We start from the raw sequence: 21975 nt of genomic DNA on the forward strand, positions 1-21975 counted from the left end.
GATGTTTCACTCATCTGGATGTTTGAAAAAGAGACAGGCAAGTCTTTCCTTATTTCTAATCCCATAAAAAAAGCCACGGAACGTGTCCGTGGCCGAGTAGTTATTTTAAAAGGTTGAGCATCTCACGATTAAACGCCGGGATGTCATCCGGTTGACGGCTCGTCACGAGCTGTTCTTGGCAGACGACGACTTCCTTGTCGGCGTACTTCGCACCGGCATACTCCATGTCGACTTTAATCGACTTGTAGCCCGTTGCGTCGCGTCCTTCAAGCGTCTTCGCCGTAATCAACAGTTGCGGTCCGTGACAGATCGCGAACACCGGTTTTTTCGCATCCATGAACGCCTTCGCGAACTGGACGAAACGGTCATCTTCACGAAGCAAGTCCGGTGAGAAACCGCCCGGTAAGAGTAAGGCATCGAAATCTTCCGGCGAGACGTCGTCGATCGCTTTGTCGATCGTCACTTTCGACTCGCCTTGTTTGCCTTCGACCGTGTTTCCTGCCGATTTTTCAATCGTGACGACTTCGTGGCCCGCTTCCACCAATGCGTCGCGTGGCGCTGTGAACTCTACATCTTCAAACATATCTGTAATGAGCGTTGCTACTTTTGCCATATTGAAACACTCCTTCAATTTGTTTTTTCACACATAGGGAGTGTTCCACTCGACGTTCACCGTTAAACCTTCAGCGATACTTTGAGACGTACGGGTTCGTCCGTTCAAAGAAACGATACGGGTAATCCCGCGCCTCCCCGGTATTCGGGATACCGACGCGAGGTCCGGCCTCGACATCGGTGATTGGTTCGCCTTCCACGATAAAGAGCGGCTCGTGCTGGAGCGAATGTCCGTATAAGTCCATCGTGATGCCGAGCGCTTTCGTCAACTTACCTGGCCCGTTCGTCTGGTCGACAGGTCTCAAGCCGGGACGGTGCTGGTCAATCAGCGCCTGCCCTTGAACCGGTTCGACCGCGCGAATCAATACGGCCTCCGGTGTCCCGACTGGTCCGCTGACGACGTTCAAGAGCGTATGCGTGTGCATTTGATACGTGTAGACGTGACCCGGCAGGCCGAACATCACCTCGGTCCGATTCGTCCGTCTGCCGCCGAAGCTGTGCGCCGCCCGGTCGATGGCACCGAGATACGCCTCGGTCTCGACAATCTTGGCGATGATTTCGCCTGTCGCATGCTGATGGACGAGATAGTGCCCGAGTAGCGAACGGGCGAGTTCCAGTGTCGGCTGTTCATAAAAATCTTTAGGCAGTCGTTTCATCGTCATCCCTCCTCGGTCTCATTTTCTCAAATGAGGACGAGGTGCACAAAGAAGATGCACTGTTTCACAAACTGGTCGAGATGAATGACGGGGAGAGTCTAGACCTTCATTTTTTTACGAAGGACTCGCTCCCACTTCAGATTGAAAAAAGGGCGAACGCGCTCCTCGAACAGTTCGGACATACGTTGTGGGAACTTGAGAGCTCTTATAAGCCAATTTAAACGACACGATAAACGGAAAACGATCCAGGACCTCGATTGGTCCTGGATCGTTTTGTGTGCTTACGATGCGAGCTTCATCGCATCACGTTGCTTTCCCAACTTCACGTAGCCGAGAATGACCGAGAAGATTGGACTGAGCCAGAGGAAGAACGCGAACGGTGCGTATTCGAGCACCGGTACACCGAGTGTCGCGGCGAAGAACGCGCCCGACACACCCCATGGGATGAGCGGGTTGATGACCGTTCCGCCGTCTTCAAGCGCACGTGACAAGTAACGCGGATCGATGCCACGGTCGACGAACCCTTGTTTGAACGCTTGCCCTGGTAGCAAGATTGACAAGTACTGTTCTCCGGCGAGCAAGTTGACGCCGATCGAGCTCAAGACGACCGACAACACCGAGCTGCCTCGTGACTTCAAACGGCGAAGCAACGCATCGACGATCGCTTGGAACACACCGAGTTCTCGGAGCAGACCGCCGAACGCGAGTGCGATCAAGACGAGACTGACCGACCAGAGCATCGACTCGAGACCACCGCGGTCGAGCACGGCCGCGATCGTTTCGTTTTCAACACCTGACTGGAAGCCGCCTTGCATGACGCCGAACCAGTTCGAGATGTTCCAGTTGCCTTGCACGAACCCAGCCGTCAACACACCGGCAAACATCCCGACGAGCATCGTCGGCAACACCGGCATGCGGCGGAACGCAAGCACGGCGACGAGAAGTGGCGCGAGAAGCGTCACCCATGACAAATTGAACCGGCCTGCGAGCGCTGCTTGCGCTTCGGCAATTTGAGCCGTGTCGGTCGCTTGACCGCTCCGTCCGAGAATTGTGAACAAGACGAGCGTGATCAAAAAGGCTGGTACCGTCGTCCCCATCATGAAACGAATATGGTCGAACAGTTTGACACCGGCGACGGCCGGGGCGAAGTTCGTCGTATCCGAGAGCGGACTCATCTTGTCTCCAAAAAGTGCCCCAGAGACGATGGCTCCGGCGGCGAGCGCCGGTGAGATGCCAAGTGCCATCCCGATTCCGAACAAGGCGACCCCGACTGTACCGACCGTCGTGAACGCGCTTCCTGTGAACGTCGAGACGATCATCGTGATGAGCAAGACACTCGGCAAGAACCACTGTGCTGAAATTGTATCTAAACCGATGGAGAGAATCGTCGCCACCGTGCCGGACATCTGCCATACGCCAATCAGCATTCCAATCAATAATAAGATCATAACCGGCATGATGGCTTCGCGAATCCCGTTAATCATCGCCGTCTCGATTGTCTTGAAGTCACGCGTGCGATAGTATGCGTACACCCCTACTAGTACCATTGTGCCAAAGATCGCCATATGTGGCGTCGCTTTGGCCAAAAACATCAGTGCGAGCAAGGAAATCCCGCTCAACAGCACGACGAATACAGCCTCTTTTCCTTTCATCTGCATCGACGTCCCCTCCTTTCAGTTCCATCTTTTTATTTTGCCTAACCGCTTAAACGCTTTTATGCACGAAAGCGTGTCAGTGATGTTCTTTACTATACCTGCTTCTCTTTACCCTGTCAAACAACTTTTTATGGTAAAGTAAACGCTCGAGGGTGACCTCCGGAGTTCGTAACCTCCTCCGACATCAAAACTAGCGAAAAAGGAAGTGTGCATCATGCAACACGAAAAAGCATTGGTCGTCTTCAGTGGCGGTCAAGATTCAACCACTTGCCTATTCTGGGCAAAACAACAATTCTCTCACGTGGAAGCCGTGACGTTCGCCTACGGGCAACGACACGATGCGGAAATCGAGGTCGCAAAAGAGATTGCGGCCGAACTCGATGTCCCGCACCACATCCTCGACTTGTCCCTACTCGGGCAACTCACCTCAAACGCGTTGACGAGACACGACCTCGACATCGACAATGCCGACGTTCCAAACACGTTCGTCGATGGACGCAACCATCTTTTCTTGTCGTTCGCAGCCGTCATGGCGAAACAGCTCGGCATGCACCACATCGTGACCGGTGTGTGTGAGACCGACTTTTCAGGCTACCCGGACTGCCGCGACCAATTTATCAAATCACTCAACGTGACACTCAACTTAGCGATGGACTATCCGTTCGTCATCGACACGCCGCTCATGTGGCTCGATAAGAAACAGACGTGGGAACTCGCCGACCGTCTCGGTGCGTTCGACTACGTCAAAGAGCGGACGCTCACTTGTTACAACGGCATCCTCGGCTCAGGCTGTGGGGAGTGCCCGGCGTGTGTCCTTCGTCAAAACGGCCTTGAGGCATATGAGGGGGTGCGTGTATGAAGAACGCCCCGTTCCTCGCCCCGACGAGCGTCGAAGCCAAACAAGACGGCTCGCTCATCTACTGTAAACATCGCGTCCAAATCGTCAAAGAAGTGACGTTTGACGCCGCCCACCACTTGTTCGATTACGACGGCAAGTGCCGTGCGCTCCATGGCCATACGTATAAACTGCAAATGGGCATTAGCGGCTTTTTAGACAACCGCGGGATGACGCTCGACTTCGGTGACTTGAAAGCCATCTTCAAAGAAGAGCTCGAACCGTATCTCGACCATCGCTATTTGAACGAATCGTTGCCCTATATGAATACGACTGCTGAAAACATGTGCTATTGGATTTTCGAGCAACTCGCCAAACACTTGCCTGACGAGCGCGACGTCCGTGTCGAATTCGTCAAATTGTACGAGACGCCGACCTCATACGCCGAGTTCCGCCGTGAATGGTTGGTGGACTGATGAAAATTCCTGTCCTCGAAGTATTCGGCCCGACGTTTCAAGGGGAAGGCCGCGCCATCGGACAGAAGACGATGTTCGTCCGGACCGCCGGTTGCGATTATCGCTGTTCTTGGTGCGACTCCGCCTTTACATGGGACGGCTCGGAGAAACCGGACATGCTGTCGGCCGATGCCATCATCGAACGGCTCGACGCGCTCGGCACGTACGACTACGTCACGATCTCTGGCGGCAACCCGCTCCTCATCGCCGGCATGAAAGATTTAGTGGATAAGCTGAAGGCACGCGGCGTCAAGCTCGCCGTCGAGACGCAAGGGAGCCGCTATCAAGACTGGCTCACGCAAATCGACGACGTGACACTCAGCCCGAAACCGCCGTCGTCCGGCATGTCGACCGATTGGGAGAAACTCGACGCGATCGTCGAACGACTCCGCCCGGAACAGACGACGTTCAAAGTCGCCGTTTTCGATGAAGTCGATCTCGCTTACGCGAAACAAGTCCAGACGCGCTATACGCCGGACGTCATGTATTTGTCAGCAGGTAACCCAGAGCCTGGTGCGGACGGTGACATCACCGACGCCCAGCTCCGTCGCTTGAAACAATTATGGGAAGACGTCGCGCGCGACCCGTCGTGGCAAAGCGTCCGTGTCTTGCCACAGTTACACACATTACTGTACGCCAACGAACGTGGCGTCTAAGGAGAATGAATATGAGACCAGAAGACTTACAAGACTTGTCGCTCCTCGGACAGAAGAGCGTCCCATACATTTTTGAATACGCACCGGACGTCCTCGAGGCGTTCCCGAACCGTCATCCGGAGAACGACTACTTCGTGAAGTTCAACGCACCGGAGTTCACATCACTTTGCCCAATCACGAACCAACCGGACTTCGCGACGATTTACATCTCATACATCCCGGACGAGAAGCTCGTCGAGTCGAAATCGCTCAAACTGTACTTGTTCAGCTTCCGTAACCACGGCGACTTCCACGAGAACTGCATCAACGTCATCGGGAAAGACCTCGTCAAGTTGATGGAGCCGCGCTACCTGGAAGTGTGGGGCAAGTTCACGCCACGCGGCGGCATCTCGATCGATCCATACTACAACTACGGGAAGCCAGGCACGAAATACGAAAAAATGGCGGAACACCGACTCTTCAACCACGATTTATACCCGGAGACGGTCGACAACCGTTAAGTCAAAAAGTAGACGTTCCTTCACGGGAGCGTCTACTTCTTTTTATAGCGGTTGATTTGTTGTTTGATTGGTTCCCGGAACACGGTCGCGACGAGCGTCAGCACGACGAAGACGGCCAGGGCGAGGATGACCATCTTCAAGTCACCGCTCGCGATGCTGCTGCCGAGAAAGTTGTTCGCGAACGCACCAGGGATCATGCCGACCATGGTCGCGACTACGTAAGCCGGGAGCCTCACTTTCGCGAGCCCTGAGGCGTAACTGACCAAGTCAAAGTTGACGAGCGGAATCAACCGTAAAATCAACACGTAAAAGAACCCGTCCTCTTCGATTTTATGTTGGATTTTCTCATAGTCGCTCGTTTCAAAATGTCGCACAAAGCGGTCCCCGAAGCAAATCGCTATATAATACGCGACGAGCGCGCTGAGCGTGGCGCCGATGACCGTATAGACGACACCCGGCAACGTCCCGAACGCCAGTCCGCCCGCGACGGACAAGACGGACGTCGGAAATAAGATCAATGGACGAACGGTGAACAGGACGATATAAACGGCCGGGGCGAGCCAGCCGAATTGGACGATGTAATCTCGAATCTCTCCAGGCCGCAAGTCGATCCACTGATAGAGGAGCGTCGCTGTACCGAATATGATCAAGACAATCGCAATCATCCACTGCGTTTTCCATTTGTTCATCGGTCCGCCCCCTCTCTTTCTTTCATCATATCGCCTCGTCTCTAAAAAGTAACGCCTTCCTTTTTTTAGGAATCGTATTATGGTACGGTTAGAAAAAGCAGAAGGAGGAATCCCTATGTATTTGGCAGATGCCATAAAACTGAAACAACTGCTGTTGAAGCAGATCGATAAGTTGCTCGAAGAAGTCGAGCGCGTCGCGTTCATCGAGCTCGAGAAAGACGAACCGCTCCCGACGATCCAGTCGCGTTCGCTCGAGGACATCGAGGTCGAGCTCGAGTCGATCCGCTGTGACATGCGCCGCCTCGACCGCCTCGTTTGTGAAGCGAACCTGCATACCGTCGTCGAGACGAATGACGGACCGCTCCCGCTCGTCGAAGCGATGGAGTTCGCCATTCAATTGAAGGCCCAGGCCCGCATGTATCAAGACTTGGCCGAGCGGCCGAAACGCGAGTTCCGAACCGGTCACGGGGAAGGGACAACCGTCATCAAGCACGCCCTCTATGACCCGGAGCTTTATCGCTTAAAAGCGCGCGACGTCGAGAAACGGTCCAACCGGATCGCGAGCGCCATCGAAGCGGCCAATCACCGGACCGAAATCGAGTTTGACGCGAGCCGCTATATGTAACAAAAACGCGTCGGGGTTTGCCCGACGCGTTTTACATGTGGTGATTGTTGTGATGATTATGATGGTCGTGATGGTGCGAGCTTGAACGGTTCCGCGGTGCCGGCTCATCGGCGAACTTCTCCCCGTCCAAAATGCCGAGCCGCTTGTATTGGCGGCCGACCCGCTCCTTCGTCTCGTCGTGCACGTGCGGCGACTCCATGACCAACTGATAGCTGCCGAGCGCGACCCGGAACGGCTCCATCTGCGTCCGTTCGACCGGGAACGACGTCACGTCACGCAAATAATCAGCGAGTCGGTTCGCCGTTTCCTCACTTGGATCATCAGCCAAGTCGGAAGCAAACTGTTGCATATCTTTCAAGAGACTGTTCGTTTTCACTTGCTTACCGATCCCTGTAATAACGGCAAATACGATGATACCGATAATCAAGAAAAAGAAAATCGGGAACATGATTGGCACCCCACTAAAAAACGAGTCCCCCATCCCTGTCGAATCGACCCATACCTCTTCCCCAAATGCGAACGTGTTGACCATGACGTCTCCCCCTTTTTTCCTAATATACGGACGCCGCTTCATTTGGTTTCAAGCCCACGAAAAAAAGCCGCGGCACTCGCCACGGCTCAATCATCAGTTCAATTGTTTCTCCATCATGATGCGTGGTTCGTGATCTTCCGTATACGCCCCCATGATGTCGTAGCCACACAACAAGTTCAAGATGATGACACCCTTGTTCGTGTTGCGCGCTTTCGTCCGAATCGAATGGAACCCTTGCGCTTTCACCCATTCGAGTTGCGTGTCCATCAGCTTGCGTCCGATGCCATGCTTTTGAAACTCGGGGTGGACACCGCCGGCCCAGCTATAAAAACGATACGGCTCGGCCTCGTAGCCGATTTTGAAACCGACGAGACGCTCGTCCGAGAACGCGAGCAACACGAGCGGGTTCGCATGGCGGTACAGTCGCTCTTTAAAACGAAGTTGATCGATGTCCCCGTATAACGTGCGGTACAGGTTAAAGAATTCCTCTTCAAAGTCTTTGAAATTCGTCGTCACATCTTTCACGATAAATGAACTGGTCGTACTCATCTTTCCATCCCCTTTCGAAATATGGACAAGTGGTTCGTACGCCTGTACCTTTCGCCGTTTACTCCGTTTTTCCTGTCTCGCGCGCAAAAGCGGTCAAACCTTTTTGTTTATACACGCCGAGCGAACGCTTCGGGAGGCTCTTCACCATCCAATTTTTTAAGATACGTTGCTTCTCTTCCGCCCGTAGTCCGTATCCGTCTGTCACGACATGGCGCGCCCGTGTCGTCACATCATACAGCGAAATGGCGGCAGCGACCGAGATATTCAAACTTTGGACGTACCCCTGCATCGGGATCACGTAATTCCCGTCCGCCTTGGCGAGCGCCGTTTCTGAGACACCATGATGTTCATTCCCAAACAAGAGCACGGTCGGTTTTGACACATCGATACCTTCGAGCGGGACCGCCTCTTCACTGAGTGCCGTCGCGAGCACTTGATAGCCGTCCGCCTTCAATCGATCAATCGCGTCTTCGATTGATCGGTGTTCGACCACATCGACCCAACGATCGGCGCTTTTCGCGATAATCGAGTTCGGTTTGAATTTGGCCCGGCCCTCGACGACGTGCAACGTCTGGACACCGAACGCGTCGGCCGAACGAAGCACGGCCGACTGGTTGTGCGGATCATCGACCCCTTCCGTCAAAATCGTGATATGGTTCGTCCGTAAATCCAATACTTCCTGCATACGCTTGACGCGGTCCGGCATCAACATGCTATACAGCAGCCGGTCCTCTTCTAATAGAAGGCCTGACTGTAACAATTCTTCAAGCAATGCTGCTTGCTCTTCTTTTGATAACGCCGATGTCGTCTGTCTCCATCCCATTTGTCTCGCCCCTTTCAACCTTTAGTATTGTAGCGAGATTCGTTCCGACTGACAAGCGACTGATGAAACGAATCGAATCTGTTTCAATGATGAAAATCTATGAAAATTAGGAAAACGGTTGCACAACTCTATGCAATCGATTACAATCATTAATGCAAGCGATTGCATAGACGGTCGCCACAAACAGATAAAAAGTTCCGCACAGGAAGGAAGCGTATAGCATGAAACAACTCATCTCGTTCGATTTTTGGCAGAAACTCGGTAAGGCTTTGATGGTCGTCATCGCCGTCATGCCAGCTGCCGGTCTTATGATTTCAATCGGCAAACTCATCGGTATGTCTGCCGGAGACGTCGGCATCTTGCTGACGACAGCTCGTATCATTGAAGACTTAGGTTGGGGAATTATCGTTAACCTACATATCTTGTTCGCGGTCGCCATCGGTGGCTCGTGGGCAAAAGACAAAGCGGGCGGTGCCTTTGCCGCGCTCATCGCTTTCATCTTGATCAACCGCGTCACAGGCGCCATCTTCAACGTCAACGGCGCTATGCTTCAAGATTCGACAGCGACCGTGAAGTCGCTCTTTGGAGCCGACCTCGTCGTCGCCGACTATTTCACGTCTGTTCTCGGTTCTCCTGCCCTCAACATGGGTGTGTTCGTCGGGATCATCGCCGGTTTCCTCGGTGGTGCGCTCTACAACAAGTTCTACAACTTCAACAAATTGCCGAACGCCCTCTCGTTCTTTAACGGAAAGCGTTTCGTCCCATTCGTCGTCATCCTCGGTTCAGTCCTCGCGGCCATCGCGCTCTCAATCGTCTGGCCGACGATTCAAGGAGCACTCAACAGCTTCGGTGAATGGATCGCGACGTCACGCAACACGGCACCAGTCCTCGCGCCGTTCATCTACGGGGCACTCGAGCGTTTGCTCTTGCCGTTCGGTTTGCACCACATGCTCACCGTACCAATGAACTATACGGAGCTCGGCGGCACGTACACGATTTTGACAGGTGCGACAGCCGGCTCGGTCGTCGCCGGACAAGATCCGCTCTGGTTGGCATGGGTGACGGACCTCGTCAACCTTCGTGCTGCTGGTGATACAGCTGCTTACAACGCACTCCTCGCGGACGTCGTCCCGGCCCGTTTCAAAGTCGGACAAGTGCTCTTGTCGTTCGCCGCGCTCATCGGTGCCGCCTACGCGATGTACCGTAACGTCGACGCTGACAAGAAAGCACAATACAAGCCGATGTTCTTATCGGCCGGTCTCGCTGTCTTCTTGACAGGTGTCACAGAACCGATCGAGTTCATGTTCATGTTTGTCGCGCCAGTGCTCTACGTCGTTTATGCGCTTATGGCCGGTGCCGCCTTCGCCTTGGCGGACATCATCGACCTGCGTGTTCACGCGTTCGGTGCCATCGAGTTGCTCACGCGCATCCCGATGATCGTCAAAGCGGGTCTCCTTCAAGACTTGATCAACTTCTTCCTCGTCGCCATCGCGTTCTTCTTCATCAACTTCGGTGTGTTCAACTTCTTCATCAAGAAGATGAACTTGCCGACGCCAGGACGTAACGGCAACTACATGGAAGAAGTCAGCGAGAAATCGACTGTTACCGGCAACGAGCAGGTCATGGGGATTATCGCCCTTCTCGGTGGGGAAGAAAATATTGAAGACGTCGACGCGTGCATGACACGTCTGCGCGTCACGGTTAAAGATATGTCACTCGTCTCGGAAGAGAGCGAATGGAAAAAGAACGGCGCCATGGGTCTCATCTTGAAAGACCGCGGTGTCCAAGCAATCTACGGCCCGAAAGCCGACGTATTGAAGTCAGACATTCAAGACGTCATCGGAGCATAATCAACAGGCCAGCTCGCTCGAGTTGGCCTGTTTTTTCTAAAGGAGGACTATCGTGAACATTTTGACGCTCAACTGCCACGCCTGGTTAGAAGACCGCCAACAAGAAAAAATCGATTTCATCGTCGAACGGATCGCGAGCGAGGAGTATGATATCATCGCGCTCCAAGAGGTGAATCAACACAAAGAGGCCCCGATTGTCGACGGAATCGTCCGTGAGAACAACTTCGCCCACGTGCTCGTCGAACGCTTGAAAGAAGTCGGCGTGACGTATCACATGACGTGGGACTTCGCCCACTACGGCTACGATGTCTATGAAGAAGGCGTCGCCATTCTCTCGCGCACCCCGTTTTTATCGACCGAGTCGTTCTTCGTCTCGAAGACGACCGATCCGAACAACTACAAGTCTCGGAAGATCGTCAAAGCGATGGTCGATGGATTTGATGCGCCGACGGCCGTCTACTCTTGTCATCTCGGTTGGTGGCACGACGAAGAAGAACCTGTCCGTCATCAGCTCGATGAATTGTTGCGTCGTGTCGAGGATGATGACCGCGCCCTTCTCCTCGGTGACTTCAACAACGACGCCTTCATCCGCGGGGAAGGTTACGATTATTTGATGGATCACGGTCTACAGGACCTGTTCACGCTCGCGACGGAACGTGAAGGTGACGCGACCGTCCAAGGTAAGATCGCCGGATGGGACGAGAACAAGCAGGCGCTCCGGATCGACTTGATGTTGACGAACGCGCCGATCCACGTGTCTCGACATGCCGTCGTCTTTAACGGTGAGAACGGCCCCATCGTCTCCGACCATGCCGGTGTCGAAGCGACCGCGTTTTGGCGTTAACTTGACCCTTTTCTTTCACACGGTGAGAGAAAAGGGTTTTGCTTTTGGCGAAAGTTCGGTATCGTTGGAGACGACTGAAGTCTAACAACCTTGAACGAAAGAAGTGATTTTTATTTTGACGACTACCTCATCGCTCAGTCGCACGGACTGGACGCTTATCTTATCGCTCGCCCTCTTAACGTTCGTGCTCGGGACGAGCGAGTTCGTCATCGTCGGGATCTTGCCCGACATCGCCGATGGGCTATCCATCTCGATTGCGACGGCCGGTACGCTCGTATCGGCGTTCGCCATCACGTTCGCCATCGGGACACCGCTCACGATGTCATTCACGAGCCATTTACCGAAACGAAAGCTCATGCTCACGCTGACGGCCCTCTTTATCGTCTTCAACTTGTTCAGCAGCCTCGCGCCGACGTACGCCATCTTGCTCACACTTCGAATGTTGACCGCTGTCGTGACCGGTGTCCTCATCTCGCTCGCCATGCTCGTCGCGAGCGAATCGGTACCACCCGGAAAGCGCGGCATCGCCATCTCGTTCATCTTCGGTGGGTTCACGATGGCGAACGTGTTCGGTGTCCCACTCGGCACGTTAATCGGGCAACGGAGCGGTTGGGAGACGACGTTCATCTTGACGACCGTCTTAGGTGTCGTCGCATTCATCGCCGTCTACCGTGTCGTCCCGAGCCAGTTGACGAGCGCGAAGACGTCGATTGCCGATCAATTGCGCCTGTTGACGAACCCTCGGATTTTAATCGCGTTCTTCATCCCGGCTTTCGGCTTCGGTGCGACGTATGTCGTCTACACGTACCTCGTCCCGATTTTAAAAGACGTGCTCGGTGTGCCGGTCGCTTGGGTCAGCCCGATTCTGTTAGCTTACGGGTTCATCTCGATCTTCAGCAACATGGCGGCTGGAAAGATTGCGAGCCACAATCCGATCGGCCGTCTGCGTTTCGTTTTTCTCATCCAGGCGTTCGTCTTGGCGGCCCTGTATGTGACGACGTCGAATGTGACGCTCGGTCTCATCAATATCGCGCTCATGTCATTCATGGCCATCCTGCTCACGACTTCGACGCAACTGTATTTAATCGATTTGGCCGAGAAGTTCAATCCGGACGCGAAAGGACTCGCTTCGTCACTCATGCCAGTGGCAAGCAATGTCGGGATTGGGATGGGCTCTGCGCTCGGCGGACTCGTCTACGCGAACGCACCCGTCATGACACTCGCCCTCGTCGCCGGTGCCGTCGCTCTCGTGACCGCCTTACTCACCACGGTCAGCTATACGCTCGACCGACGTTAAAACAGCGTGCCCACCTCGGGCACGCTGTTTTCATAACCAATCCAATATGTGTTCAATCGTTTCGTCGAGCTGTTGTTTCGCACTGAGCGGACTGTCATTATCCCCATCTTGCGGCCCATACATGCCAAAGTTGGCATGGTTGCCACCTTCGATTTGATGGAACGTGGCATCCCTCGGGATGTTGTCACGGCTCGCCTCGATATCAGCCGGCGTCGCCAACCCATCGAATTCACCTGAGATGGACAACACACGCAGCTCGCTCTCCGCCATCGAGCTGATCGGATACGATGCGAGGAAGATGACCCCATCGACGCGTTCTTCGTTCTCGAGCGCGAAGCCGGAGGCGGCCGACCCGCCGAGCGAGTGTCCGGCGACGATCCAACGTTCGACGTTTGGATGGGCATCGATGATTGTCTCTGCCGCATCGATGTCTAAAATTCCTAAATTTAAGCGAAGTGACGGAATCGCCACAAAAATTCCTTCTTCCGCCAATCGGGATCCGTAGTAAGCGTACGCCTCTTTGTCGACTTTCGCACCCGGATACAGGATGATTCCGACTTCACTTTCCGGGTCACCGAATTCGAGTCGATTGTCCACTTCCGTCGCCTCAGCCGCGTAACCAAGCGCTTCCTCAGTCGGTCCGTACGTCAGTTGCGTCCACACAAGAACCCCGATGACGGCGACTAAAATGAGTCCAAGTAGACCAAGGCCAATCCATTTCATTTTTTTCTTCATTATATTACCTCCATTTGCATCCGTTTCAAGGTCACGGTACACTTATAGAAAAAAGGGAAATACCAGGGGGACACCATGACCAAGAGTTCTGTAACCACGACGATTCAGTGGTTCATTTTTATTTTAGCTACAAATATTGTACCACCGCTTTCGATTGCCGCCTTATTTGAACTGTCGCCAGCCGACACGATGACGTTCATTTCACGCTCATTGTTCGTCTTCGCACTGTTCAGCATCATCCAGACGCTCCTCGGCCACCGCTTACCGATTTTAGAAGGACCAGCCGGCATTTGGTGGGGCGTGTTCACGCTCTACGCCTCCATCGGTCCCGCGCTCTACGGCAGCGGGCAAGAGACGCTCCAGGCGCTAGGGTTCATGTTGTTCTTGAGCGGTGTGCTCGGTGTGCTCATGACCGTTACCGGGATTTTACGTCGTATGCTGTCGCTCTTTACGCCACAAGTGCTCGGCGTCTATATGATTCTCCTCGTCCTGCAGTTGTCAGGTGCCGTCATCAAAGGCGGATTCGGCGTGAGCGAGAACGGCATCAATACGATTCAGGCTGTCGCGACGGCCGGTCTCGTCTTGTTCGCCCTCACGCTCGAACGGAGCCGCTTCAAACAGTACGGTCTTGTCATGACGTTGCTCGTCGGATTCGGGTTGTTCAATCTGCTCGGGCTCGGCAATCCGATCGTCCGGTCGGAGTCGTTCTTCCTCGTCCCTGAGTTGTTCCCGTTCGGTGCTTGGGTATGGGATTGGAACTTGCTCCCGACTGCATTCGTCATCACACTTTTGCTCATGACGAACGTGCTTGCCAATATCAAGTTGATTGAGCGCATCGTCAGTTCGCGGACGAAACAACAAGTCGAAGGCAACGTCCCGGCATCGGGTGTCGTCAGCGGTTTCAGTCAAATCGTCGCCGGTTTGTTCGGGACACCGGGACCCGTCGCTATTTCTGGGACAGCCGGCTTCTTATCGTCGACAGAAAGTGTCCATCGTGCCCCTCATCTCGTCGCCCATGCCTTGATGATGGTGCTCGCCTTGATCGGACCGTTCGTGTCACTCATCGCCAGCATCCCGGCCGCGGTCGGATACGCCATCGTCACTCCACTCATCGCGACGATGATTATCATTGGGATCAATGAAGCGGCGTTTGAATTGAACCAGAAGACGGCGTCGCTCACCGTCGGCCTGCCGCTCGTCATCGGCGCCGGCGCCATGCTCTTACCGCCTGGTGCGATGAACGACTTACCGCCGCTCTTGGCGACCGTCTTCTCGAACGGACTCGTCCTCGGGACCGTCGTTGCTTTGACGACAGCCATCCTCAGTCGGATTAAAGACTAAAAAAACTGACCGCGAGCGGTCAGTTTTTTTCGATTACACGCATATGGAACGCCGCATCATGCGGTAAGACGGCACCTGCTTCCGCTTCGAAGTGAGAACGGTCTTTGAAGTAAGCAGCAATCGAGAGCGTATCGCGGTGAAGCGCACGTTTGAACGCTTGTTCGGCCGTGACCGGGGTCCCGTCATCGTTCTTTAGTTCGAGACCCATGAGCTTATAGCCGATCGTTTGGCCGCCCCGTCTCATTTGACACGCCTCGAGGGCGTAAGACACGAGCGTCGGGGTGATGACGGCATGAACGAACTCACTCTTCACTTTCTTTCGGACGAGTTGTTCGACGCCATAACTGACGAGTCCGGCGATGACGCTGTCGATCAAGACGGCTTGCGTCCGTTTTTTCGTCAACGGTCTCATCGGCTGATCCTCTGCATCATCCCGGACGTCAACACTTCTGTGCCTTGGCCTTCTTCTGAAGCGATAATCAACGCGCGCGCCACATGGAGCGCTTGGATTGGAGCCGCATCTGGCATTTTTTCGAGCAACAGCGTTTGGAACGGACGGCTCAATACTTCCGCCGTCTTCTCCCCGAGCCGGAACGAGTCCCGCTCTCCGAGAAGAAGCGACGGGCGGGCGATAACAACGTGTTCGAAACCGAATACTTTCAGTCCGTTCTCGAGTTCCCCTTTGACCCGATTGTAGAAGAACGGCGATCGTAGTGATGCCCCTTGTGCCGAGACGACGGCGTAGCGTGTGGCACCGTGTCGTCTCGCGACGCGTGCGACTTCGAGTGGCAACTCGAGATCGACGTGCTTGAACGCCTCTTGTGACCCTGCAACGGCAATCGTCGTTCCAAGAGCGCAGTACACGTCATCGATGTGCGGGGGCGCCTCATCCATGTTCTCGAAGCCGACGACCTCATGCAACTTCGGATGACTCCACCGTTTCGTGCGGCGGACGACAATCCACACCGCGTCGTACCGTTCTTCCTCTAGTAACTGTTCGACGAGTTCACGCCCGATCAGACCGGTCGCGCCGACCACGAGTGCTGTTTTTCCCATGCTTGTTCCCCCTTGCTACGTAGTTGCTTTCAGTCTAGCTGACTTGCCGTTCCTCGGCAACGATCGCGACCGGACGGAACCGATCCACAAGACGGAAGAAACCGTTCAAGAACAGGGCGGTGAACGAACCGGCGACGATGGCGCTGTCAGTGAACAATTGAATCGATTCCGGCATATTGGCCACAATGGCGGGATTAGCGGTGATGCCGAGCCCGATGCCGATCGACAGCGCAATCGTGATCAAGTTTTCGTTTTTCGAGAAATCGACTTGGCTGAGGATGCGGATGCCTGACGCGGCGACCGTACCGAACATGACGAGCATCGCCCCGCCGAGCACTGGTTTCGGAATGAGCGTCGTGAACGTCGCGACTTTCGGCAAGAAACCGAGTAAGATTAGCAGTCCGCTCGTCCAGAAGATGACACGGCGCGATTTCACGCCGGATAGTTGAACGAGCCCGACGTTTTGACTGAACGTCGTGTACGGGAAGCTGTTGAAGATTCCGCCGAGAATCGTCGCGACCCCTTCAGCCCGGTACCCTTTCGTCAATTCGTTCGACCCGATCGGTTTTTTCGTGATATCGCTAAGCGCGAAAAATACCCCCGTCGATTCAATCATCGAGATGATGGCGACAAGCGTCATGACGATGATGGCCGAGACGTCAAACGTCGGCATCCCAAAGTAGAACGGCTGCACCATTTGGAACCACCCGGCCTCACGGACAGGACTGAAGTCAACGAGTCCAAGAAATGCCGCGACAGCAGTCCCGATCAAGACGGCGAATAGAACGGCCGCAGCTCGGGTGAACACCCTTCCAACCCGGTTCAAGACGATGATGAGTGCGATCGTGAGCCCGCCGAGCGCCAAGTTTTGCATCGAAGCGAAGCCAGGTTCACCCGGTGTCCCGCCTCCGATATCGTTGATGGCGACCGGGATGAGCGACAACCCGATGATCGTCACGACCGAACCTAAGACGACGGGCGGGAAGAACCGCGCTAGTTTCCCGACGAAACCGGAAATTAAAATGACGATGATTCCGCTGGCGATCAGTGCGCCGTAAATGGCCGTGATCCCGTTCGAACTGCCGATGGCGATCATCGGACCGACAGCGGTGAACGTGCAGCCGAGCACGACCGGGAGGCCGACACCGGTGAAGCGTGTCGTCCACACTTGTAAGAGTGTCGCCACCCCACACATGAACAAATCGATGGCGACAAGGTACGCGAGCTCGGTCGGACCGAGTCCGATGGCGCCGCCGACGATGAGTGGGACGATGGCCGCCCCTGTGTACATGGCAAGTAAATGTTGGAAGCCGAGGCTGGCGGTTTTGAACGTATTCATCGCACGGCCTCCACGAACGAGATGGCACCCGCTTCAAGCTTTTCGATGCGAGCGAGCGACTCGACGCGGTAGCCTTGCGCAATCAACTTCTCCCGCCCCGGTTGGAACGACTTCTCGATGACGATCCCGACACCAATGACCTTCGCCCCAGCTGATTCGACGAGTTGCGTCAAACCGAGCGCGGCTTCCCCGTTCGCGAGGAAGTCGTCGATGACGAGTACGCGGTCTCCCGGATTGACGAAACGACGGCTCAAGCTGATTCGGTTCGTCTCTTGTTTCGTGAACGAATAGACGTCTGCTTCGACGAGGTCGTCTTGCAGCGTGAGCGATTTACGTTTGCGGGCGAACACGAACGGGATTCCAAGTTCGAGTGCCGTCATCATCGCCGGGGCGATTCCGCTCGACTCAAGCGTGACGATCCGATCGATCCCGGCGTCACGGAACCGGTCCGCGAACTCTCGTCCGATCGCCTGCATCAACACGGGATCGACTTGATGGTTCAAGAACGCATCGACTTTCAATACGTGTTCGGACAACACTTGTCCTTCATCTCTGATCTTGTCTTCTAACTGCTTCATTGTTTTTCCCTCCAACAAAAAAATGCGATTCGTCACCCCAAATCGGGAGGCAACGAACCGCATGGAGACACAACGAATACACACGACTAGCGCCACCCGTAGTCGAACCATTTACGGTGGTTCGGTAGAGACTTGTGAGCCATATTCTCACGGATATACGAGTGCGAATCTTTTATTTATAAGATAGAACTTATTGTAGACGATATATTTGGAAAAGCAACACTTTCTAAATAAACGGTCAAAAGTTCGATTTTTCTGAAACTGCTGTATACTGATAGTACTGGAAAAACGAGAGGAGCTAGTTGTGTATGAAGCTATTCGTTCTTGGTGCCACCGGACGGACCGGTCATCAGTTTGTCGATCAAGCCATCGAGCACGGCCATGACGTGACGGCCTTCGTCCGTGAACAGAAAAAATTGATCCCGACACCACAACTTGAAATTATCGAAGGTGACGTGACAGACAGTGCCGCCTTGACCGAGGCCCTCACCGGCCATGACGCTGTGGTCAGCTGTCTCGGGACCGATTTGAGCGATCCCGATTTCTTGGCAAGCGTGACCGACGCGCTCGTCCCCGCCATGAAAGCAAACGGCGTGTCGCGCATCGTCTACCTCGCGTCTGCCGGGATCGACAAAGAGATTCCGGGCATCGCCGGTACGGTCGTGACGTTCATGCTACGGAAGCCGCTCCGTGACCACCGGGCCGCGGTCGATTTGTGGCGGAACTCGTCGTTCGACTACACGATCGTGCGGCCGATGCAACTGACGGACGGTCCCCGGACGTCGGTGTATCGCACGTCCGTCGACAGCATTCCAGACAACGGGAAACAAATCTCGCGGGCCGACGTCGCCCAGTTCATGCTGGACGCCATTGAAGAACAGCACTCCATCCGCCAATCGGTCGGACTGGCGTACTAATTTTTTTAAATTCGTGCTACAATATCGGATAGTCAAATTTGAAGGGAACGAATAAGAAATATGAGTATATTAACGGTACAAAACTTGAGCCACGGTTTCGGTGACCGAGCTATTTTGAACGACGTATCATTCCGTTTACTAAAAGGTGAACACATCGGCCTCATCGGAGCGAACGGTGAAGGAAAATCAACGTTCATGAACATCATCACGCGCAAACTGCAACCGGACGAAGGGAAAATCGAATGGGCGAAAAACGTCCGTGTCGGCTATCTCGACCAGCACGCGGTCCTCGAGCGCGGCATGACCATCCGGGACGTCTTGAAGAGCGCGTTCCAATACTTGATCGACATGGAGACACGCATCGGCGAACTTTACATGGAGATGGGCGACGCGACACCGGAACAGATGGAAGACATGCTCGCAGAAGTCGGTGAGCTCCAAGAGACGCTCGACTCGAACGACTTTTATATCATCGACGCGAAAGTTGAAGAAGTCGCCCGCGGACTCGGTATTTTAGACGTCGGACTCGACCGTGACGTCGCCGACCTTTCAGGTGGGCAACGGACGAAAGTGTTGCTCGCGAAGTTGCTCCTCGAGAAACCGGACATCCTTCTCCTCGATGAGCCGACGAACTATTTGGACGAGATTCACATCGAGTGGTTGAAGCGGTATCTCCAAAACTACGACAACGCGTTCATCTTGATCTCCCACGATATCCCGTTCTTGAACAGCGTCATCAACTTGGTCTACCACATGGAGAACCAAGACTTGTCGCGCTATGTCGGCGACTATGACAAGTTCATGGAAGTGTACGAGATGAAACGCTCGCAGCTCGAGTCGGCCTATAAACGCCAACAAGCGGAAATCACCGACTTGAAAGACTTCGTCGCCCGTAACAAGGCACGTGTGTCGACCCGCAACATGGCGATGTCACGCCAGAAGAAACTCGATAAGATGGACGTCATCGAACTGAGTGCGGAACGTCCGAAACCGGAATTCCGCTTCTTACAGGCACGCACGTCAGGCCGCCTCATTTTCGATGCCAAAGGCCTCGTCATCGGATACGATGAGCCGCTCTCACGTCCGCTCGATCTTCAAATGGAGCGTGGTCAGAAAATCGCCCTCGTCGGTGCGAACGGCATCGGGAAGACGACGCTGTTGAAGAGTCTGCTCGGCATGATCAATCCGCTCGAAGGAACGGTCGAACGCGGCGAGTTCTTAGAGATCGGCTACTTCGAACAAGAAGCGGCCGTCAGCAACAACACGTGTATCGAAGAAATCTGGAGTGAGTTCCCGTCGCTCAACCAGCAACAAGTCCGTGCCATGCTCGCGAAGTGCGGTCTCATGACGAAGCATATCGAGAGTAAAATCGCGGTGCTCAGCGGTGGCGAGAAGGCGAAAGTCCGCCTCTGTAAGCTTCAAAACAATGAATCGAACTTGCTTCTCCTCGATGAGCCGACGAACCACTTGGACGTCGACGCGAAAGAAGAGTTGAAGCGCGCGTTGAAAGAATATAAAGGCAGTATCCTACTCATCAGTCACGAGCCGGAGTTCTATCAAGACATCGTCACAGACGTCTGGAACTGCGAATCATGGACGACGAAAGTATTCTAACTTGTAGAGGAAGTGTCGCATGACAGGCCCGATCCAACTAAACGAACGCATCGTGCTGTACGATATCATTCGAGGTTTTGCCCTCTGCGGCATCTTCCTCGTCAATATCCCGAGCATGCTCGGGAGTGACTGGATGTTTGGTCGCCCCGACTATTTCGGGAGTGACTTAGTCGTCCGGACGCTGTTCGACATGTTCGTCCAGACGAAGTTTTATACGATTTTCTCGCTGTTGTTCGGCATCGGCTTCTCGATTTTCCTCGAGCGTTCCTACGCCCGGGGCGAGTCGGCGAGCCGTTACGTGCGCCGCATCGTCATTCTATTTTTATTCGGACTCGCTCACCTGGCCATCTGGTCGGGTGACATCTTACATACGTATGCGATGTGGGGCTTACTGCTCCCGCTGTTTTACCGTTTGAGCAACCGGGCCATCCTGACGTGGGCGTGGAGCTTATTGCTCGGGAGTTTCTTTTTGCTTTACGTCTCATCTGCGCTCATGGAATGGCAGAACGGCGGATCGTTCAATCCTGGTCTTCCGTTCCCGACCGTCTTTAATGACGGGTTTAGTGTTTGGTTCGATTATCGTCTGAACGTCGAGATCTTTGCTGCCATCTCAAACTCCCTTCTCGTCGGGATTGAAATTTTAAGCATCTTCTTGTTCGGACTCTATATCGGACGAGAGCGAAAGCTGCTTACGTGGACCGTTCAAGGACTGACACGGACGGCTATCCTCTGCGCCGTACTCGCATTGCCGTTCTTCGGTGTCATCTTGTGGCACCATTACGGTGGTGGCGGCGCCTATTATTGGGTGAACTTGATTGCCGTCCTCGTCTCTGGGAAGTTGCTTGCGACGACGTACGTCTGTCTATTCACGATCGCCGTTCGCAAGGGACGTGCGTTTCGTCCGCTCCAAGCGCTCGGCCGCATGGCGCTGACGAACTATTTGACGCACACGCTCGTCGTCGTCCTGCCGGTCATCGCCCTCGGCTACTACGGTCGCCTGTCGTTGACGGAAGGTTTGTTCTTGAGCATCGCGATTTTGATTGCCCAAGCGTTCTTCTCGATGTGGTGGCTGAAGTCACACCGTTACGGACCGTTCGAGAAGTTGTGGCGCATCGGGACGTATGGGTTGCAACGAAAATCTTAACAAGCATCAAAAAAGGCTCGAAGCAGATCAATCTGCTTCGAGCCTTTTTTCCGTTCAACGGTCCGACTGTGACGTTAAGTTCAGCAACATCAACGCGATGCCGATCCATAGCGTCAATCCGACGTATATGAAGAACGTGTTCACGTTGAACAGCTGGTTGTTCATATAGATGGAAAAGACATCGCCCGTGATGCTGTTCGCGTAGTCCAAGCCTCCACGACCTGCCTGATTCATGACAATGTCCGTCACGTACGTCCGGTACCGGTGAAATTCATTCACCTGATATTGATAAGCCGCAACAAGCAGCACCGGGATAAACAGGAAGCCGCCCCATAGCCAGCGTGGGCGTACGTTCACCATCAGTTCCATCCAGCCGAGCATGAACAGCAGGATGAAAAAGAAAAGGAGAAACAGCCCGATGAGCGCCGGATTCCCATTTCCGGATATGTCCTCCGGTTGAACGGTCATCAAGTTCCCCAAATAGAAAATACCGGCACATACCCCGAAACCGAGTCCCATCATCCATCCGATTCGCTTCTTGTTCATCCGTGCTCCCCATTCATCGTTCGATTCATAATACAATCTTCCTCTTTCAGTATAAGGCTACTTTTCC

At 54.2% G+C, this 21975-nt stretch carries 25 protein-coding genes and 1 riboswitch; of the genes, 12 read left to right on the forward strand and 13 right to left on the reverse strand.

From position 1 onward, the window contains the following. Positions 1 to 100: 100 nt before the first annotated feature. The 3 genes from P398_RS0101230 to nhaC all read right to left on the reverse strand — a co-directional run bounded on the left by P398_RS0101230 (position 101) and on the right by nhaC (position 2926). The gene (locus P398_RS0101230; protein WP_024372488.1) at positions 101 to 613 is read right to left on the reverse strand and encodes a type 1 glutamine amidotransferase domain-containing protein; all 513 of its coding nucleotides are present in this window, start codon (positions 611 to 613) and stop codon (positions 101 to 103) included. A 70-nt stretch (positions 614 to 683) separates the two neighbouring features. Then, positions 684 to 1274, reverse strand: coding sequence for a DNA-3-methyladenine glycosylase (locus tag P398_RS0101235; protein WP_024372489.1), 591 nt, complete (start codon positions 1272 to 1274; stop codon positions 684 to 686). Between the two features lie 275 nt (positions 1275 to 1549). Then, complete coding sequence (gene nhaC / locus P398_RS0101245; RefSeq protein WP_029333809.1) at positions 1550 to 2926, reverse strand: Na+/H+ antiporter NhaC; 1377 nt, start codon at positions 2924 to 2926, stop codon at positions 1550 to 1552. A gap of 211 nt (positions 2927 to 3137) precedes the next feature. On the opposite strand from nhaC, the gene queC reads away from it, so the two are divergent. Genes queC through queF form a run of 4 tightly spaced genes read left to right on the forward strand, consistent with a single transcriptional unit; the run spans position 3138 to position 5429 of the window. Next, entirely contained in the window at positions 3138 to 3782 is a 645-nt protein-coding gene (gene queC / locus P398_RS0101250; RefSeq protein WP_024372492.1) for a 7-cyano-7-deazaguanine synthase QueC, read from the forward strand. Next, positions 3779 to 4234: a 6-carboxytetrahydropterin synthase QueD gene (queD, locus tag P398_RS0101255; RefSeq protein WP_029333810.1), complete on the forward strand. Its 456-nt coding sequence runs from the start codon at positions 3779 to 3781 to the stop codon at positions 4232 to 4234. Before queC ends, queD begins: the two co-directional genes overlap by 4 nt. Beyond that, the gene (gene queE / locus P398_RS0101260) at positions 4234 to 4929 is read left to right on the forward strand and encodes a 7-carboxy-7-deazaguanine synthase QueE (protein ID WP_197053168.1); all 696 of its coding nucleotides are present in this window, start codon (positions 4234 to 4236) and stop codon (positions 4927 to 4929) included. The genes queD and queE overlap by 1 nt, the downstream gene beginning before the upstream one ends. 11 nt (positions 4930 to 4940) lie before the next feature. Further along, entirely contained in the window at positions 4941 to 5429 is a 489-nt protein-coding gene (gene queF, locus P398_RS0101265; RefSeq protein ID WP_029333812.1) for a preQ(1) synthase, read from the forward strand. A 32-nt stretch (positions 5430 to 5461) separates the two neighbouring features. Here queF and P398_RS0101270 read toward each other — a convergent pair whose 3' ends face one another. Further along, positions 5462 to 6118: a TVP38/TMEM64 family protein gene (locus P398_RS0101270; RefSeq protein WP_029333813.1), complete on the reverse strand. Its 657-nt coding sequence runs from the start codon at positions 6116 to 6118 to the stop codon at positions 5462 to 5464. Positions 6119 to 6233: 115 nt separating this feature from the next. Between P398_RS0101270 and P398_RS0101275 the strand changes: the two genes are divergently transcribed. Next, a complete protein-coding gene (locus P398_RS0101275; RefSeq protein WP_029333814.1) occupies positions 6234 to 6743 on the forward strand; it encodes a hypothetical protein in 510 nt (169 codons plus the stop codon). Between the two features lie 31 nt (positions 6744 to 6774). On the opposite strand, the gene P398_RS0101280 is transcribed toward P398_RS0101275, so the two are convergent. From P398_RS0101280 to P398_RS0101290, 3 genes are all read right to left on the reverse strand, one after another. Next, on the reverse strand, positions 6775 to 7275 hold the full coding sequence (locus tag P398_RS0101280) for a hypothetical protein (RefSeq protein WP_029333815.1): 501 nt from the start codon (positions 7273 to 7275) through the stop codon (positions 6775 to 6777). A gap of 93 nt (positions 7276 to 7368) precedes the next feature. Then, the gene (locus P398_RS0101285; protein ID WP_024372499.1) at positions 7369 to 7824 is read right to left on the reverse strand and encodes a GNAT family N-acetyltransferase; all 456 of its coding nucleotides are present in this window, start codon (positions 7822 to 7824) and stop codon (positions 7369 to 7371) included. Positions 7825 to 7882: 58 nt separating this feature from the next. Continuing rightward, on the reverse strand, positions 7883 to 8647 hold the full coding sequence (locus tag P398_RS0101290) for a TrmH family RNA methyltransferase (RefSeq protein ID WP_029333817.1): 765 nt from the start codon (positions 8645 to 8647) through the stop codon (positions 7883 to 7885). Positions 8648 to 8868: 221 nt separating this feature from the next. Between P398_RS0101290 and P398_RS0101295 the strand changes: the two genes are divergently transcribed. The 3 genes from P398_RS0101295 (at position 8869) to P398_RS0101305 (ending at position 12638) form a co-directional block, all read left to right on the forward strand. Next, entirely contained in the window at positions 8869 to 10497 is a 1629-nt protein-coding gene (locus P398_RS0101295) for a PTS transporter subunit IIBC (protein ID WP_029333818.1), read from the forward strand. 52 nt (positions 10498 to 10549) lie between these two features. Further along, positions 10550 to 11341, forward strand: a complete 792-nt coding sequence (locus P398_RS0101300) for an endonuclease/exonuclease/phosphatase family protein (RefSeq protein ID WP_029333819.1) — start codon at positions 10550 to 10552, stop codon at positions 11339 to 11341. A 115-nt stretch (positions 11342 to 11456) separates the two neighbouring features. Further along, the gene (locus P398_RS0101305; protein ID WP_024372503.1) at positions 11457 to 12638 is read left to right on the forward strand and encodes an MFS transporter; all 1182 of its coding nucleotides are present in this window, start codon (positions 11457 to 11459) and stop codon (positions 12636 to 12638) included. Between the two features lie 30 nt (positions 12639 to 12668). On the opposite strand, the gene P398_RS0101310 is transcribed toward P398_RS0101305, so the two are convergent. After that, complete coding sequence (locus P398_RS0101310; RefSeq protein ID WP_029333820.1) at positions 12669 to 13373, reverse strand: alpha/beta hydrolase; 705 nt, start codon at positions 13371 to 13373, stop codon at positions 12669 to 12671. Positions 13374 to 13448: 75 nt separating this feature from the next. Between P398_RS0101310 and P398_RS0101315 the strand changes: the two genes are divergently transcribed. Then, positions 13449 to 14714 carry a purine/pyrimidine permease gene (locus P398_RS0101315; protein ID WP_024370884.1) on the forward strand — a complete coding sequence of 422 codons (1266 nt, stop codon included), beginning with the start codon at positions 13449 to 13451 and terminating at the stop codon, positions 14712 to 14714. A gap of 19 nt (positions 14715 to 14733) precedes the next feature. Here P398_RS0101315 and P398_RS0101320 read toward each other — a convergent pair whose 3' ends face one another. The 4 genes from P398_RS0101320 to P398_RS0101335 are packed head-to-tail and all read right to left on the reverse strand — an operon-like array spanning position 14734 to position 17687. Continuing rightward, complete coding sequence (locus tag P398_RS0101320) at positions 14734 to 15126, reverse strand: RDD family protein (RefSeq protein ID WP_024370885.1); 393 nt, start codon at positions 15124 to 15126, stop codon at positions 14734 to 14736. Beyond that, positions 15123 to 15770, reverse strand: coding sequence for an NAD(P)H-binding protein (locus P398_RS0101325; protein ID WP_029333821.1), 648 nt, complete (start codon positions 15768 to 15770; stop codon positions 15123 to 15125). The genes P398_RS0101320 and P398_RS0101325 overlap by 4 nt, the downstream gene beginning before the upstream one ends. A gap of 34 nt (positions 15771 to 15804) precedes the next feature. Next, positions 15805 to 17109 carry a nucleobase:cation symporter-2 family protein gene (locus tag P398_RS0101330; protein WP_029333822.1) on the reverse strand — a complete coding sequence of 435 codons (1305 nt, stop codon included), beginning with the start codon at positions 17107 to 17109 and terminating at the stop codon, positions 15805 to 15807. Continuing rightward, positions 17106 to 17687, reverse strand: a complete 582-nt coding sequence (locus tag P398_RS0101335) for a xanthine phosphoribosyltransferase (protein WP_029333823.1) — start codon at positions 17685 to 17687, stop codon at positions 17106 to 17108. Before P398_RS0101335 ends, P398_RS0101330 begins: the two co-directional genes overlap by 4 nt. Positions 17688 to 17766: 79 nt before the next feature. Then, positions 17767 to 17868: riboswitch (purine riboswitch) on the reverse strand. A 127-nt stretch (positions 17869 to 17995) separates the two neighbouring features. Here P398_RS0101335 and P398_RS0101340 point away from each other — a divergent pair. From P398_RS0101340 to P398_RS0101350, 3 genes are read left to right on the forward strand one after another with little or no spacing between them, the layout of a single operon-like run. Then, positions 17996 to 18604, forward strand: a complete 609-nt coding sequence (locus P398_RS0101340; RefSeq protein ID WP_024370889.1) for an NAD(P)-dependent oxidoreductase — start codon at positions 17996 to 17998, stop codon at positions 18602 to 18604. Between the two features lie 60 nt (positions 18605 to 18664). Next, on the forward strand, positions 18665 to 20218 hold the full coding sequence (locus tag P398_RS0101345) for an ABC-F family ATP-binding cassette domain-containing protein (protein ID WP_029333824.1): 1554 nt from the start codon (positions 18665 to 18667) through the stop codon (positions 20216 to 20218). Between the two features lie 19 nt (positions 20219 to 20237). Then, positions 20238 to 21362, forward strand: a complete 1125-nt coding sequence (locus tag P398_RS0101350; RefSeq protein WP_029333825.1) for a DUF418 domain-containing protein — start codon at positions 20238 to 20240, stop codon at positions 21360 to 21362. A 54-nt stretch (positions 21363 to 21416) separates the two neighbouring features. Here the strand turns inward: P398_RS0101350 and P398_RS0101355 are convergent, their stop codons facing one another. Continuing rightward, positions 21417 to 21908: a hypothetical protein gene (locus P398_RS0101355; protein ID WP_147287422.1), complete on the reverse strand. Its 492-nt coding sequence runs from the start codon at positions 21906 to 21908 to the stop codon at positions 21417 to 21419. Positions 21909 to 21975: the final 67 nt, after the last annotated feature.

Origin of the sequence: Exiguobacterium aurantiacum DSM 6208, from assembly GCF_000702585.1 — a bacterium.
Taxonomy (GTDB): domain Bacteria; phylum Bacillota; class Bacilli; order Exiguobacteriales; family Exiguobacteriaceae; genus Exiguobacterium; species Exiguobacterium aurantiacum.